Raw genomic sequence first — 16,396 nt, forward strand, 5'->3', positions numbered from 1 at the left:
GATTTGCTTGAACAATCGATTATAGGTTTCGCTTGCGGGCCGCGCCTTCGCCAGGACACGCCGGCGCCGCGCGGGTGCCAAGGCTAATATGGGAATGAGCGCGCAGAACCAAATGCGCCCGGCTTCGTCCCATTCATTTCAACGTGAATCAAGGAGCATGCATGGCAGGCCATGAGGCAGCACACTGGAAGATCGAGGATCTGGATTTCTCCCGCATCGCGCGGCCGGAGGTCCGCCGGGACGAAAATCTCTTCTACCTCGTGGCCTGCGCCTCGTTCGTCGAAAGCGGCTCGGACCTGTACACCCAGAACCTGGTCGACTTCTTCCGCGGCGACGACGAAGTCACAGCCTGGCTCACCCATCAATGGGAAGCCGAGGAACTGCAGCATGGCCGGGCCTTGCGCGCCTACGTGTCCCACGTCTGGCCCGAATTCGACTGGGAAGGCGCCTACCGCAGCTTCCTGGAGGAATACGCCACCTACTGCAAGGTGGAGCTGCTCGCGCCGACGCGCGGGCTCGAGCTGACCGCGCGCTGCGTGATCGAGACCGGCACCGCCAGCTACTACCGGGCGCTGGCGCGCAGCACCGCCGAACCGGTGCTGTGCGACCTGGCAAGCCGCATCGCGGCCGACGAGGTCAGCCACTACAAGCACTTCTACCGGTTTTTCCGGCGCTACCGGCAAGAGGAAGGGCTGGGCCGCTTCCGCGTGCTGGGCACCATCGGCCGGCGCACGCTGGAACTCAAGAGCGAGGACGCCGACTGCGCCATCCGCCACGTGGTGCGCGCCCGCACCCCGGAGCGGGCCGCCGACACCGCCTACATCCAGCAGCTGAGCGCGCGCATGAACAGCACCGTGCGCACCCACCTGAGCCCGGGCGCCACGCTCAAGATGCTGATGCGGCCGCTGGAACTGCCGGCCGGCGTGCAGGCCGTGGTGCAATACCCGATCAGACAGTTCATGGAGCACGTCTTCCTGCGCTGACGAACCTTCAATTGCAAACTTTCTTTGCAATTCGTGGAAAAACTCACACTTTTGTCCTCCTCCATGTCTTCACTTGGGGAGCGGGGAAAGGGATGCTTCGCCCTTTGCCAACCAATGTGAGCGGAGAAATGGTCCATCAGGTCATTCACAACGCAACAGTCACGTTGCAGTTGTCCTTCTACTTGAGCGTCGACGAGCGGGTCGAGGCGCTTCGGGCAGCCGGCATACCGGTCGATGAAACGGGAAACGCCACTGCGGGCTACCTGTTCGTGCGAACCACGGGCCGCGTCGGCAAGCGTAAGAATACCTACCGCTGGTTTGCCGCCGGCATCGGCGAAGAGGCCCATGCCGGGGACATGCCCTCCAAGCCGGACTGGGCCGAGGAACAGTTCGCACATGCGGACGAGATCGATATAGCCGCCGCCCTCCGCCCGGCTGCACCGGAGCTTGTGCCCGCCACCGTCGCGTACTGCGGCTGTGGAAGGAACTGGAGCAGCGCTCCCGCGAAGCCGCGAGCGACCTGCACAGGAAGCAGATCGCCTACTTCCGCGGCCTTGGGCCCGCGCCCGATGCACTCGATCAGGAGCTGATGCAGGAGGCTGCGGAAGCGGCGAGCAAATGCCTTGCAGCAGCAAAGGGACAGAACGAGCCTTCGGCTTTTCGGCGGTAGTCTCCGGCGGCCGCCGGGCACCCGGACTGACGGGTAGAATCCGCGCCTGCTGCGGGTGTAGTTCAATGGCAGAACGGCAGCTTCCCAAGCTTCATACGAGGGTTCGATTCCCTTCACCCGCTCCACAAGCCCCGCACTCCTGCGCGGCCTGCATGCCGCTCATGGCCGCCGCGCAAGCTTCGACCGGCTCTCCTCCGTCCGCATCCTGTTGATCTCGGCCATCCCCTCCTTGGTGATGCGCGTCACGATGGCATTGCGTGCGTTCTTGTATTTGCCCGAGCCGTCCAGCGCCGGCGCTATTTCCGCTTCGATCAGACCCGTTGCCTTGAGGACCGATACGTGTCGAACGTCTTCGGGAGACACTACTTTCTTGGGCAGCGGAACGTGCTGGAGGCTCATCAGGAAAGTCAGAGGCATGCGGATCCCTCGATTGGCGTTGTTGCTGCAAATGTTCCTTCGCGTGAATTTCGAAAAAAGTATTTCCCTGCCGCGTTGGCTTGTCGGACGCAAGCCAGCCGCGTTGTAGCGAAGACGCCAACTTAAGCACTAAAGCAAGGGAGGCCTCCGAGACGGAAGGCCGGGGGCTCGGGCCGCCGAGGCTGGCGTGACCAAGGGGCCGAGTGACAGATACAGAGATGGTACCTAGACAGATAAAGATGGTACCTAGACAGATGGTACCTAGGTACCCACTATCCTGCCAGATCGAAGCAGCAGCCCGCGTAGTAGGGCTTGTCGCCGCCCTCGACGAACGGCACCTCGATGGGCTTGCCTTCGTTGCGCCAGGCATCGCGGCGCTTGTAGCCGGCATCCCTGAGTTCGGCCCACAACTCCTCGACGTGCTGGATGCGGTAGGGACAGAACGCGATGCCGATGCTGTTGATCGTGTAGATGGTGCGGTCGGGGTGCACCGCCGTCGTGTTCAGCACGATGCGCCTGGGCTTGACCGCGAGCCCCGCGAGGATCTCGGAGATGCGCTGCGGCAAGTACTGCAGGCTGCCCGAGGCATAGAGCACGTCGCAGCCGCTGGCGCCTTGGTAGTCGGTGGTGAAGTCCAGCTGTGCGGTGGCGTCGCGCTGCACGGCCAGTTCCTTCCCTGATTGCACCACCCCCGGCACGTCGCAGACCGTCCAGCGCAGGCTGTCGGGGTAAGGCAGGACGCGGCGGAATGCGTAGTACTTGATGCCCACGTGGCCGCCCAGGTCGAACACGCGCCGCATGCCCTCGTCGAACGATCTCCCGAGCCAGAAAAGGCCGGGGTAGTCGTAGAAGTAGATCTGATGTGTGTAGAGCTCGCCCGCCGCCTTGGCATTGCTGTAGCCGACGGCCTTCGACCCCGGCGCGCCGGCCTCCGCGGCGGCAAAGCTCTCGAACGAGCCCATGAAGAGGTTCTCGGTCTCGTTGACCAGGAACTTGCGCCTATAGGCTTCGGCGCGGTGACGCAAGGGCAGCAGGTTGGGAAGCATGGGCTGGTTTCCTCGTTGGCTGAAGGGCCGCCTCCTCGCAGCGCCTCGGCGGGCGTGCGGCGCTGCGCGGAGAAATGCGAACCCCCGAATCCTAGCGATTCCGGCGCCGCGCGGATGAACTTCTTCGCATCGCGCCCGCAAAAGCGGGCTTTTTTCCTGTTCGACCCGGCCTTCGGCTGCCGAATTGCAATCAGAATGCCACAAATTTCATTGATTTTATTAAATTAACATAAGCTTCGGATTGAATCCCCCCAAGAACGAGGCCAGCGGCAGCCTCCGAGTTACACAACGAGGGGATTCTTCCGTGAATAGCTTCAAAGTTCTTCGGTATCAGGCCAATTAATGGCTACCGCATCCGGAACAGGGTGGGGATTACATCCGTTTCACCAGGCGTCCTCCGCCAATTCAGCTTCCGGTCAACCCGCCGCCGTATCCGGCGCAGGGAACGCAAGGCGTCCGCACTCCCCTGTTTCGCTTCTACCCGTCTCCCCAGCTTTCTGGCGCATTCGGCTTTGGCCGCAGCGGCTTGCGCTGCGTTCGGCAGGCGCTTTGTCATGGTTCCGGGCACTGTGGGCGGGGGCGATTGTCTCCCTTGGAAGGGGGCGCATTGCTCATGCGCATAGGGGGCGCAATTCATACAGTGGGTTTCCTGGGCCGGTGCCTTTCCGGGAAAAACGCCTACTCCCCGGTTCGGACGGAATCGGGGAAAGGCGCCCGAATTTGGCGCTGGTTACCCTGTTCGAGCGATATGAGGTAGTACGAATATGTAACGAATGATTCGGTAATGTAACCCGACAAACTTTGATCAACACCGCGTCGGACAAAGCCTCTAGGATTACCTCGAAATAGAAACTAACGTACTACCTAATTTTATTGGCCAATTGCCAATTCATGAACCCTCGTCTATTGCATGAATTCTTTTTTTCATCTTTTCTATGAAAATTCAAATAGCCGATTCGGCGCAATCCGCGCCCCCCCGACTTTCGTTGGATGATCTGTTCGTCTCCCGCCTCAATTCGGACAGGCCGGACGAACGGATCCAGGGTTCGGTGGCGCTCGGGGAGCAGGGCATGCAGCGCTGGACGCACTGGATCGACGCCACCGGCCAGTTGCCCGACACCCCCTTCTCGGCGGCGTGGCTCCTGCTCCAGGCGCGCTGGCTCGGCGAGCAGCAGCCGGATCCGACCCCATCGGCTCGCACCTGGCTGGCATCGCTCGACCAGGAACGGCGCCAGGCCGCCACCGCAGGCTCGCCTGAGCCATCGCCGAAAGTTCTCTGGCTGCGCGGCGACCCCGGCGCCGACGGCGTCCAGGCCCCCCTCCTTCTCTGGTTGAGCACCACCGCATCGGACGCGCCGCGCCTTCGCGCCAGTGCGGCAGCAAGCCTGCTGGACGCGGCATCGGTGCAGCAGCTGCTCGCGGCCATTGCCGACACAGCCGCCGATCTGATCGACCGGCCCGATTGCCCGCTGGACGAGATCCGCACCCTGCCCCCCGCCGACCGCGAGCACCAGCTCGCCGGCTGGAACACGCCCCCCGCTCCCCTGGACCGGCGCCTCACCGTGGTGGGCATGTTCGCCCGCCAGGCCGCGGCCGCGCCCGATGCCGTGGCCCTCGCGCAGGGCGATGCGCAGATGAGCTACGGCGAACTCGAGCGCCAGTCCGGCCAGCTCGCGCACCGCCTGCAGCACCTGGGCGTGCGTGCGGGCGACAACGTGGGACTGGTGCTCGACAGGTCGATCGAGGCCGTGGTGGCGCAACTGGGCATCCTCAAGGCCGGCGCGGCCTATGTGCCGGTGCCGACGGATTTCCCGCCCGAACGCATCGCCTTCATGCTCGACCAGGCGAACGCGCAGCAGGTGGTCAGCACCTCGGCGCTGCGCCACCTGGTGCCCGCGTCCCGTGCGCTGCTGCTGCTCGATGAAGCCGGGGAGACCGGGCCCGCGCCCTGGAGCGCTCCCGCGATCGACGGCGAATCGGTGGCCTACGTGATGTACACCTCGGGCTCCACGGGCACGCCCAAGGGCATCGAGATCTGCCACCGCGCGATCCTGCGCCTGGTCATCGGCGTCGACTATGCGGAACTGGCGCCGGGCCGCGGCGTGCTGCATGCGGCGCCGCTCGGCTTCGATGCCGCCACCTTCGAGATCTGGGGACCGCTGCTCAACGGCGGCTGCTGCGTGGTGCACGGCGAGCGCGTGCCCACGGGCGCGGGCCTGGCCCGCACCATTGCGCGCCACGGCGTGCACACCGCCTGGCTCACTGCGGCGCTGTTCAACGCGGTGATCGACGACGACCCGGCGCATCTTTCGGGACTGCGGCATCTCATCACCGGCGGCGAAGCGCTCTCGGTGCCGCACGTGCGGCGCGCGCTGGCCGCGCTTCCTGCGCTTGCGCTCAGCAACGGCTACGGGCCGACCGAATGCACCACCTTCGCGGCCACCCACCGCATTCCGGCCGCACTGCCCGCCGAGCTGCGCTCGGTGCCGCTCGGCCGGCCCATCAAGGACACCGTGCTGCGCGTGCTGAGCCCTTCGATGGACCTGCTGCCGACCGGGCTGGTGGGCGAGCTGTGCATCGGCGGGCACGGGCTGGCGCGCGGCTACCTGCGGCAGCCGCAATTGACCGCGGAACGCTTCGTGCCCGATCCGTTCGGCGCGCCGGGCGAGCGCCTCTACCGCACCGGCGACCTGGCGCGCTGGCTGCCTGACGGCACCCTCGAATTCATCGGCCGGCGCGACGGCCAGGTCAAGATCCACGGCCACCGCATCGAGACCGGCGAGGTCGAGATGGCCATCCTCTCGCATCCCGCGATCCAGGCCTGCGCCGTCGATGCGCGGCCCGACGCCGATGGGCAGCTGCGGCTGGTGGCCTACCTCGTCGCGCGCTCGCACAGGCTCTCGTGGGATGCGCTGCGCGCGCACCTGGCCGCACGCCTGCCCGCGGCGCTGCTGCCCTCCGCGCAGGTCTGGCTTGCGCAGCTGCCGGTCACGCCCAACGGCAAGCTCGACCGCCGCGCGCTGCCCGAACCGGCGGCCGAGCGGCCCGATCTCGCGCAGCCCTTCGAGGAAGCGCGCAGCGCCGCCGAGCAGCGCGTGTGCGAAGCCTTCGCCCGCGCGCTGCACATCGAGAAGGTGGGGCGCAACGACAACTTCTTCGACCTGGGCGGCGACTCGCTGCGCGTGCTGCAGGTGTTGGCCGAATTGCAGCAGGACAGCGCGCAGCCGCTGTCGACCAACCTCTTCTTCCGCCATCCGACGCCGAGCGCCATCGCCGCCGAACTGGAGACGGCCGGCGCCGACGATGCGGCACCCGCACCGGCCGCAGTGCCGCGCACGGGGCACGAGCCGCAACAACAGCCGCTCGCCGAGCCCGACGCCCACATGTCGGAGGCCATCGCGCTGATCGCCACCGCGGGCCGCTTCCCGGGGGCGGCCGATGTCGAGCAGTTCTGGGAGAACCTCGTCGCCGGCCGCGACACCATCAGCTTCTTCGACGACGACACGCTCGATGCCGGCGTGAGCGAAGCGCTGCGCAAGGACCCGGCCTACGTGCGGGCCCGCGGCGTGATCGAGGGCATCGAGAACTTCGATGCCGCCTTCTTCGGCATCGGCCCGAAGGAAGCCGCGCTGATGGACCCGCAGCAGCGCGTGTTCCTCGAGATCTGCTGGGAATGCCTGGAGCGCGCGGGCTACGTGCCCGATGCCGCACCGGGCCCGGTGGGCGTGTATGCCGGCATGTACAACGCCAGCTACTTCCAGCGCCACGTCGCCACGCGGCCCGACCTGATCGAAGCGGTGGGCGAGTTCCAGGTGATGCTGGCCAACGAGAAGGACTACATCACCACGCGCGTGGCCAACCGGCTCAATCTCACGGGGCCGGCGGTGAGCATCCATACCGCCTGCTCGACCTCGCTGGTGGCCGTGGCCCATGCCTTCCATGCACTGCGCACCGGCCAGTGCTACATGGCGCTGGCCGGCGGCGCGTCCGTCACCTGCCCGCCGCGCAGCGGCTACCTGTACCAGGAAGGCTCGATGCTCTCGCCCGACGGGCACACGCGCAGCTTCGACGCGCAGGCGCAGGGCACGGTCTTCAGCGACGGCGCCGCGGTGGTGCTGCTCAAGCGCCTGGCCGATGCGCAGGCCGACGGCGACACCATCTACGCGGTGCTGCGCAGCGCCTGCGTCAACAACGACGGCGGCACCAAGGCCAGCTTCACCGCGCCCAGCGTGGACGGGCAGGCCGCGGTGATCCGCGCGGCGCTGGCGGCGGCCAACGTGGACGCGCGCAGCATCTCCTACGTCGAGGCGCACGGCACCGCCACGCCGATGGGCGACCCGGTCGAGGTCGAGGCGCTGACCTGCGCCTATGCCGAGCACACCGGCGCGCTCGGCTACTGCACGCTCGGCTCGCTCAAGAGCAACGTCGGCCACATGGTGACGGCCGCGGGAGCGGCCGGTCTCATCAAGGCGGCGCTCTCGCTGCACCATGAAGCGATTCCGCCGACCGCGCACTTCAGCGCACCCAACCCGGCGATCGACTTCGCGCGCACGCCCTTCTACGTGAGCGGCAGCCTGCAGGCCTGGCCGCGCACCGGCCAGCCGCGGCGCGCCGGCGTCAGCGCCTTCGGCGTGGGCGGCACCAATGCGCACGTCATCCTCGAGGAAGCACCCGCGCGGCCCACCTCGGCCAGCGCCGCAGGGCCGCAGGTGCTGCCGATCTCGGCCCGCTCGGAAGCCGCGCTGGCCGTGGCCACGGAACAGCTGGCCGCGCATCTCGATGCCACGCCCGGCGTGCCGCTGGCCGATGTCGCCTATACGCTGAGCGTGGGCCGCAAGGCGCATGCCTTCCGCCGTGCGGTGGTGGCCGGCGATGCCGCACAAGCCGTGGCCGCGCTGCGCGCAGGCGACAGCCCGTGGCGCGCCAGCGGCCGCGTCGATGCGCGCGCGCCGCAGCCGGTGCTGATGTTTCCGGGCCAGGGTGCGCAGTACACCGGCATGGGCAAGATCCTGCATGCCAACGACCCGGTGTTCGCGGCCGCCTTCGACACCTGCCTGAAGGCCTTCGGCAGCGCGGTGGATTTCGACCTGCGCGAGCGCATGTTCGGCGACGACCCGCAGGCGCTGCTGCCCACCGCCGTCACGCAGCCCGCGATCTTCGCCATCGAGTACGCGCTGGCGCGCCGGCTGCTCTCGCTGGGCGTGCGGCCGCATGCGCTCATCGGCCACAGCGTGGGCGAGTTCGTTGCCGCGGTGATCGCCGGCGTGATGCGGCTGGAAGACGCGGCCCGGCTGGTGGCCCGCCGCGGCGCGCTCATGCAGGCGCAGCCCGCGGGCGCGATGCTGTCGGTGCGCCTGGGCGCGGCCGAACTCTCGGCCCGGCTCGGCCCGCTGCTCTCGCTGGCCGCGGACAACGGCCCCACGGCCTGCGTGGTGGCCGGCCCGTTCGACGCGATCGAAACGCTGCGCGCCTCGCTGCAGGAAGAGGACATCGCGAGCCGCCAGCTGCAGACCTCGCATGCCTTCCATTCCTCGATGATGGATGGCGCCGTCGCGCCGTTCGAGGCGCTGGTCGGCGAGGTGGCGCTGCATGCGCCCACGGTGCCGATCTTCTCGACGCTTACGGGCCGCCTGCTCGAGGACGCCGAGGCCACCAGCCCCGCCTACTGGGCCCGCCACCTGCGCAGCACCGTCCAGTTCTCGCCCGCCGTGCGCAGCGCCATGGCGCAGGCGGCCCGCCCGCTCTTCATCGAAGTGGGCCCCCGCAACACGCTGGCCACGCTGGTGCGCCAGCACGGCGCGGCCGAAGTGATGCCGCTGCTGCACGGCGAGCCCGCCGACGAGGCCCGCACGCTGCGCCTGGCACTGGCCCGCCTCTGGACATGCGGCGCGGACGTGGAGCTGTCGCGCCTTTCCGTTCGTACCGGCGCACAGCGCGTGCGCCTGCCCACCTACCCCTTCGAACGCAAGCGTTTCTGGGTCGACATCGCAGCGGCCGCGGCGAGCCCGGCCATTGCGTCGCCGGTCTCGCCACCGGCCTCGCTGCCCGTTGCCCCACCCACGCCCGCGCTCTTCGTTCCACCCACCTTCTTGGAGCCGACCGTGACAGCTGCAGTGTCCCCGCCACTTCCTTCACCTGCTTCCACTGCGTCCACCGAGTCCATGGACGCGCGCTTGCGATCCCTGTTCGAGGACATCTCCGGCATCGACATGATGCAGGCCGAGGGACATGCCGCCTTCGGCGAGCTGGGCCTGGATTCGCTCACGCTGACGCAGGTCGCCACGCAGATCAAGAAACGCTTCAAGGTGAACCTGAGCTTTCGCCAGCTCATGGAGAACTACCGCAGCTTCGACACCCTGTCCGCGTTCCTGCGCGAGAGCCTGCCGCCCGAGCCCGTGGTTGCGGCCGTGCCTGCATCCACCGCCGCGGTGCCGCTGACCATGGCCGCGCCGGTGCAGGTGGCGGCCGCGCAGCCGCCGGCCGCGTTCCTGCCCGGGGTGACCGCACCGGCCGCTGGCGGCGACATCGGCAGCGGGCCGATCGTGCAGCTGGTGGCGCAGCAGATGGAACTGATGCGACGCCAGCTCGCGCTGCTGTCGGGCGCAGGCATGGACGCGCTGCCCGCTGCGCCCGCCATGCCGGCGGCTGCCGCAAGCACCGCTGCCGCCGCCACCGTCGCGGCGCAGCCCGCCGCCGACGAAGCACCGGCCAGGGAACCGCAGCGCTACGACGTCACCAAGGCCTTCGGCGCGATCGCGCGCATCCACACCCAGCGCACCGCCGAGCCGAGCGGCCGGCAGAAGGCGCGGCTCGCGGCCTTCATGCGGCGCTATGTGGAGCGCACGCAAAAGAGCAAGCAGTTCACGCAGGCCAACCGGCCGCACATGGCCGACCCGCGCGTGGTCAACGGCTTCCGGCCGCTGACCAAGGAGATCACCTACCAGATCGTCATCGAGCGCTCCAAGGGCTCCAGGCTCTGGGACCTGGATGGCAACGAATACGTCGACGCCCTCAACGGCTTCGGCATGAACATGTTCGGCTGGCAGCCCGACTTCGTGCAGGAAGCGGTGCGCAAGCAGCTCGATGCGGGCTACGAGATCGGGCCGCAGCATCCGCTGGCGGCCGACGTCACCGGCCTCATCTGCGAGCTCACGGGCTGCGACCGCGCCGCCCTGTGCAACACCGGCTCGGAAGCCGTGATGGCCGCGCTGCGCATCGCGCGCACGGTCACCGGGCGCAGCACCGTGGTAGTGTTCACCGGCTCCTACCATGGCACCTTCGACGAGGTGCTGGTGCGCGCCGGCAAGGGCGGCCGTGGCCTGTCGGCCGCGCCGGGCGTGATGAGCGGCATGTTCGGCGACATCCGCGTGCTGGACTACGGCACGGCGGAGGCGCTGGCCTTCATCCGCGAGAACGCCGACGACCTGGCCGCGGTGCTGGCCGAGCCGGTGCAAAGCCGCCGGCCCGACTTCCAGCCGCGCGAGTTTTTGCAGGAAGTGCGCGCCATCACCGAGAAGAGCGGCACCTGCTTCATCTTCGATGAGGTCATCACGGGCTTTCGCGTCGGCCTTGGCGGCGCGCAGGAACTGTTCGGCGTGCGCGCCGACCTCGCCACCTACGGCAAGGTGATCGGCGGCGGCTTTCCGGTGGGCGTGATCGCCGGCAAGCGGACCTTCATGGACGCGCTCGACGGCGGCGCCTGGCAGTACGGCGACGACTCGATTCCCGGCGTCGGCGTGACCTACTTTGCCGGCACCTTCGTGCGGCATCCGCTCGCGCTGGCCGCGGCCAAGGCTTCGCTCACGCACCTGAAGGAAGCCGGCCCCTCGCTGCAGGCCGGCCTCACCGGCAGCACCGCCGCCATGGCCGACGAGCTCACGGCCTGGTGCGCCGAGGTGGGTGCGCCGATCGCCATCCGCCAGTTCGCCTCGCTCTGGCGCGTGAGCTGGCTCGAGGAGCATCCGCTGCAGGACCTGCTGTTCGCCATGATGCGCAGCCGCGGCGTGCACATCCTGGACAACTTCCCCTGCTTCCTCACCAGCGCGCACAGCGCCGAGGACATCGCCACCATCCAGCGCGTCTTCAAGGAGTCGGTGGCCGAGATGCAGGAATCCGGCTTCCTGCCGCGCCGCGCCACGGTGATCACGGGTTTCGACTACCGCAGGCGCTGCGAGGAAGACGGCTCCGTCCTCGCCCGCGACGTCGACGGCCAGCCCTTCTGGTACGTGCCCGACGCCGCGAGCCCCTCCCCCCTCATCAATGGAAAGGCCGCAGCATGAACGCCGTTCTCCGCCCCGCCGCCACCGGCGGCCTCATCGAGTGCGTCATACCGACAACCGAATCGCAGCGCGAGATCTGGCTCGGCGCGACGATGAGCACCGACGCCTCGCTGGCCTACAACGAATCGGTGCTGCTGCGCCTGCGCGGGCCGCTGGACACCGCCGCCATGGGACGTGCCGTTGCGCGGCTGGTCGAACGCCACCAGGCGCTGCGCGCCACCATCTCGCCGGACGGCAGCTGCATGCTGGTCGGCCGGCCCGGCGAAGGCCTGCTGGAGCAGCAGGACCTCAGCGGCCTCCTGCCCGAGGCCCGCGAACAGGCGCTGAAGGCCGCGCACGACGAAGCGGTCTGCACGCCCTTCTCGCTGGAGCACGGCCCGCTGTTCCGCGCGGTGCTCTGCAGGCTCGGCGAGGCCGAGCATGAACTCGTGATGTCGGCCCACCACGTGGTGTGCGACGGCTGGTCCTGGATGGTCATCACCGAGCAGCTCGGCCATCTCTATGCCGAGCAGGCCGGCAGCGGCCAGCCGCTGAAGGCCGCGCCCAGCTATGCGGAGTTCGCGGCAGAGGAAGCCGCCGAGGCCGCGCATCCGGACATGCAGCCGCACGTGGACTACTGGCTGGAGCGCTTCGCCGGCGGCACCCTGCCCGTGCTCGAGCTGCCGGTGGACCATCCGCGGCCCGCCGTGCGCACCTTCCATTCGCAGCGCGCCGAACGCCTGCTCGACCGCCGCCTCGTGAGCAGCCTGCGCTCCATGAGCGCGAAGACCGGCGCCAGCCTGTTCGCGGGCCTGTTCAGCGGCTTCATCGCCACGCTGCACCGGCTCACGGGGCAGGACGACATCGTGGTGGGCATTCCCGCGTCGGGCCAGGTCGCGCGCGACATGCCCGGCCTGGTGGGCCACTGCGTGAACCTGCTGCCGCTGCGCGTGGCGGTTCATGCCCAGCTTCGCTTCGATGCCCTGCTGAGCGAATGCAGCACCACGGTGCTCGACGCCTTCGAGCACCAGGCGCTCACCTATGGCGCCTTGCTGGGCAAGCTGTCGCTGCAGCGCGACCCGAGCCGGCTGCCGCTGGTGAGCGTGGCGTTCAACGTCGACCCCGACGTGGCAAGCAGCGCGCAAACCTTCCCGGGCCTTGAAGTCGCACAGGACACGATCGCGCGCCAGTACGAGAACTTCGAGCTCTTCCTGAACCTGCGTCCGCTCGACGGCGGCCTGCAGATCGAGGCGCAGTACAACTCGGACCTGTTCGACGAGGCCACGGTGCAGCGCTGGCTCGACATCTACGAATGCGTGCTTCGCTCGGCGGTGCGCAACCCCGGCGAGACGGTCGGCCGGCTCGAGGTGCTGTCGGCCGAGGCCGCGCAGGAATTGATCGCGCTGCAGCCGCCGCGCACGCCGCTGGAGAGCGCGCCGCATGCGCTGGCCCGCTTCCTGGCGCGCGTGCCGCTGCAGCCCGAGCGCCCCGCGGTGCGCGACGGTGCGCGGGTCTGCAGCTATGCCGAGCTCGATGCCGAGTCCAACCGCCTGGCGCGGGCGCTGCGCGCGCGCGGTGTCCGCCGCGGCGAGCGCGTGGGGCTGTGCCTGGAGCGCAGCATCGAGATGGTCACCGCGCTGGTGGCCGTGCTCAAGGCGGGCGCGGCCTACGTGCCGCTCGATCCCGGGTTTCCGCAGGCTCGGCTCGAGCACTACGCCAGGGACGCCGGGCTCTGCCTGCTGCTGACCTCGTCGGACATCGGGGCGGCGCCGCGCAACTGGCGCGCCGACGCGGCCGAGCGGGTGTTCGAGATCGACCGCCACAGCACCTGGCAGCAGGAAAGCGGCGAGCCGCTGCCGCCGAGCGGCGATGATGCCGGCCCCGACGACGGCGCCTACGTGATCTACACCTCGGGCTCCACCGGCGTGCCCAAGGGCGTGTGTGCGCGGCACCATTCGGTGGTGGTCCTGCTGCAGTGGATGCAGCGCAAGTCGGGCCTGAGCGCAAACGACCGGATCGCCGCGGTGACCACCCTGTCCTTCGACATGGCGGTGCCGGACCTGCTGCTGCCGCTGTCGGGCGGCTCCGAGATCGTGATGGTGCAGCGCGAGGTGGCCATGGACGGCAACCGCCTGTGCCGGCTGCTCAAGGAAGAGCGCATCACCTTCCTGCAGGCCACGCCCGGCATGTGGCAGCTGCTGCTCGACGCCCAGTGGCCCGGCGCGCCCGGTTTCCGCGGCTGGACTGGCGGCGAAGCGCTGCGGCCCAGCATGGCGCTCGCGCTGTGCGAGCGCACGGACGAATTCTGGAACGGCTACGGGCCGACCGAGACCACCGTGTATTCCACGGCCTGGCTGGTGCGCCCCGATGTCGTTGCATCGCGCGGCGTGTCGATCGGCCACCCGGTCGACAACACCGAGATATGGATCCTCGATGCCGACCTGCAGCCCTGCCCGATCGGCGTGCCGGGCGAAATCTGCATCGCGGGCGACGGCCTCGCACTGGGCTACATCGACCGCCCCGAACTCACGGCCGAGCGCTTTGTTGCCGCGCGCATCTTCGGCAGCGCCAAGACGGTGTACCGCACCGGCGACCGCGGCCGCTGGCGCAACGACGGGCTCATCGAGCACCTGGGCCGGCTCGACTTCCAGCTCAAGGTGCGGGGCTACCGCATCGAGCCCGGCGAGATCGAGGCACGCTGCTGCGAGGTGGCCGGCGTGTCGCGCTGCGTGGTGGTGGCGCGCGAAGACAGCCCGGGCGATGTCCGGCTGGTGGCCTACCTGGCGCTGACGCCCGGCGTCGACTTCGAACTGGACGTGCTGATGGCGCACCTGCGCGAACACCTGCCGGCCTTCATGCTGCCGCAGCACGTGGTGGCGCTGGACGCACTGCCCACGCTGCCCAACGGCAAGATCGACCGCATCTCGCTGCCCGCGCCGCAGGCGGTGTCGCGCGACGAGGCGCGGCGCGGCGCCGGCCCGCGCACCGAATGCGAACGCAAGGTGCTCGCCACCATGGAAAAGGTGCTGAGCCTGCCGGGCCTGGACATGCGCGACGACTTCTTCACGATGGGCGGGCATTCGCTGCTGGCCTCGCGCCTGACCACGCTTCTGAGCCGCGAATTCCAGATCACGCTGCCGCTGCGCTCGCTGTTCGAGGCGCCCACGCCCGAGAAGCTGGCCGCCGTGGTCGAGGGCCTGCAGAACGCGGGCGCCGGCGCGCAGGCACCGCTGCCCTGCCGCATCGATCGCAAGACGGCACCGCTCACGCCCGCGCAGGAGCGCATCCGCTTCATGGAAGACCTGCACCCGGGCCGCTCGGTCTACAACGCGCCCGCGGCCCAGCGCCTGACCGGCGTCTTCGATGCGCAGCGCTTCGAGGCCGCGTTCAAGGAAATCATCCGCCGCCAGCCCGCCATGCGCACCCGCATGGGCACCGATCCGCACACCGGCCAGCCGGCCCAGCTGATCGCGGAGTCGGTGGATTTCTCGCTGCCCTTCATCGACCTGCGCAACCTGCCGGCCGACCAACGCGAGGCCGAGCTGGCCGAACGCATGCAGGAGCTCGCCGACCGGCCGATCGACATCCACCGCGCGCCGATGCTGCATGCGGCGGTGTTCCAGCTCGACGTGCACGAGCATGTGTTCGTCTTCGTGCCGCACCACCTGATCTGGGACGGCTGGTCCTTCGACCTGCTGCAGCGCGAACTCTCCGCCATCTACGACGCGGCGGAGCGCGGCCGGCCGCATGCGCTGGCGCCCATCGCCACCACGCAGGGCGACTATGCCGAGTGGCTGGCCAACTGGATGAAGGAGCCCTCGTTCCAGGACCAGCTCGACTTCTGGCTCAAGCGCTTTGCAAGCGCGCCGATGCCGCGCCTGCCCAACACCGACATGCCGCGGCGCGCCGGCAAGAGCGGCCAGGGCGGCGCCCACTGGATCCGCGTCGACCTCGCCATCACGCAGCAGCTGCGCAAGGTGGCGCGCGACATGGACGTGACGCTCAGCATGCTGACCTTCGGCGTGTATGCGTTTGCCATGAGCAGCATCATCAGGTCCGAGACCATCGTCATCGCCAACCCGGTGCGGGGCCGGCAGCAGCCCGAGACCGAGGACGTGATGGGCTTCTTCAACAACGTGCTGCCGGTGTCGCTGCAGGTCGGCCTGCAACAGCCGCTCCCGGAGTTCATGCGCTACGTGAAGCGCGAGCTGCTCTCGCTCATGAACTACCAGCAGGTGCCGTTCGAGCGCCTGATGGCGGAGCCCGCGCTGGCCGCGCGCATCCGCGCGGTCGGGCCCTACCAGGCGATGTTCTCTTTCCAGGATGCGCGCGACCGTGCGCGCCGGCTCGGCAGCCTGCAGACGCGGCAGCTGCACCTGATGCAGCGCGGCGCCACCGACGACATCGGCGTGTGGCTGATGGACAAGCCGCACGGGCTGGAAGGCGCACTGATCTACAACGCCGACATCTACCTGCGCGAGACCGGGGCACAGCTGCGCGACCGCTATCTCGAGCTGCTGCAGAAAGTGGCTGATCGCCCCGAGGCCTCGCTGGCCGAGCTTGCGAGCGAAGAAGGCTCCGCGAGCGCCGTCTACCTGCGCAGGCTCGCCGCCGTCGATTCGCTCAGGGCTGCGGCGCCAGTGGATGCGCCGGCCGGTGCCGCGGCGGAAAGCACCATCCTGAACCCCGAGCACGCGCGGCTCGCGCAGATCTGGGCCTCGGTGATCGGGATCGATGTCAACGACATCCGCCCGAGCGACAACTTCTTCGACCTCGGCGGAGATTCGCTGCTGGTGCTGCGTGCGATCCAGCAGGCCGAGACGACGCTGGGCTACCGCGTGCAGTCGCGCCGCTACCTGTTCGAGAACCTCGGGCAGATCGCCTCGTCCGCGCACCAGGCCGCGGAGGACGCGGAGCTCTCGGATCTCGGAAAACTGCCGCTCGGCAACCTCAAGGGTGCGGCGCGCGGCGACGGCCTGCTGAGCCGCGCCTTCGGCAACTGGCTGCGCAAGGAGTGATTCA

The 16,396-nt window shown here is 68.8% G+C and carries 6 protein-coding genes and 1 tRNA gene; 5 read left to right on the top strand and 2 right to left on the bottom strand.

The genetic code is table 11. From position 1 onward, the window contains the following. Positions 1-161: 161 nt before the first annotated feature. The 3 genes from ACAM54_RS15485 (at position 162) to ACAM54_RS15495 (ending at position 1,778) form a co-directional block, all read left to right on the top strand. The gene (locus ACAM54_RS15485) at positions 162-983 is read left to right on the top strand and encodes a ferritin-like domain-containing protein (protein WP_145744866.1); all 822 of its coding nucleotides are present in this window, start codon (positions 162-164) and stop codon (positions 981-983) included. Positions 984-994: 11 nt separating this feature from the next. Continuing rightward, complete coding sequence (locus ACAM54_RS15490; protein WP_225612825.1) at positions 995-1,573, top strand: hypothetical protein; 579 nt, start codon at positions 995-997, stop codon at positions 1,571-1,573. Positions 1,574-1,704: 131 nt separating this feature from the next. Then, positions 1,705-1,778: transfer RNA gene (locus ACAM54_RS15495), tRNA-Gly, on the top strand. A gap of 34 nt (positions 1,779-1,812) precedes the next feature. Here the strand turns inward: ACAM54_RS15495 and ACAM54_RS15500 are convergent. Continuing rightward, complete coding sequence (locus tag ACAM54_RS15500) at positions 1,813-2,052, bottom strand: hypothetical protein (RefSeq protein ID WP_309929575.1); 240 nt, start codon at positions 2,050-2,052, stop codon at positions 1,813-1,815. Positions 2,053-2,342: 290 nt separating this feature from the next. Further along, the gene (locus ACAM54_RS15505; RefSeq protein WP_369648138.1) at positions 2,343-3,116 is read right to left on the bottom strand and encodes a TIGR04325 family methyltransferase; all 774 of its coding nucleotides are present in this window, start codon (positions 3,114-3,116) and stop codon (positions 2,343-2,345) included. Positions 3,117-4,102: 986 nt separating this feature from the next. On the opposite strand from ACAM54_RS15505, the gene ACAM54_RS15510 reads away from it, so the two are divergent. After that, positions 4,103-11,395, top strand: a complete 7,293-nt coding sequence (locus ACAM54_RS15510) for an amino acid adenylation domain-containing protein (protein ID WP_369648139.1) — start codon at positions 4,103-4,105, stop codon at positions 11,393-11,395. After that, positions 11,392-16,392 carry an amino acid adenylation domain-containing protein gene (locus ACAM54_RS15515; protein ID WP_369648140.1) on the top strand — a complete coding sequence of 1,667 codons (5,001 nt, stop codon included), beginning with the start codon at positions 11,392-11,394 and terminating at the stop codon, positions 16,390-16,392. The genes ACAM54_RS15510 and ACAM54_RS15515 overlap by 4 nt, the downstream gene beginning before the upstream one ends. The last annotated feature ends 4 nt before the right edge of the window (positions 16,393-16,396 follow it).

This window comes from Variovorax sp. V93 (assembly GCF_041154485.1).
GTDB classification, from domain to species: Bacteria; Pseudomonadota; Gammaproteobacteria; order Burkholderiales; family Burkholderiaceae_C; genus Variovorax; species Variovorax beijingensis_A.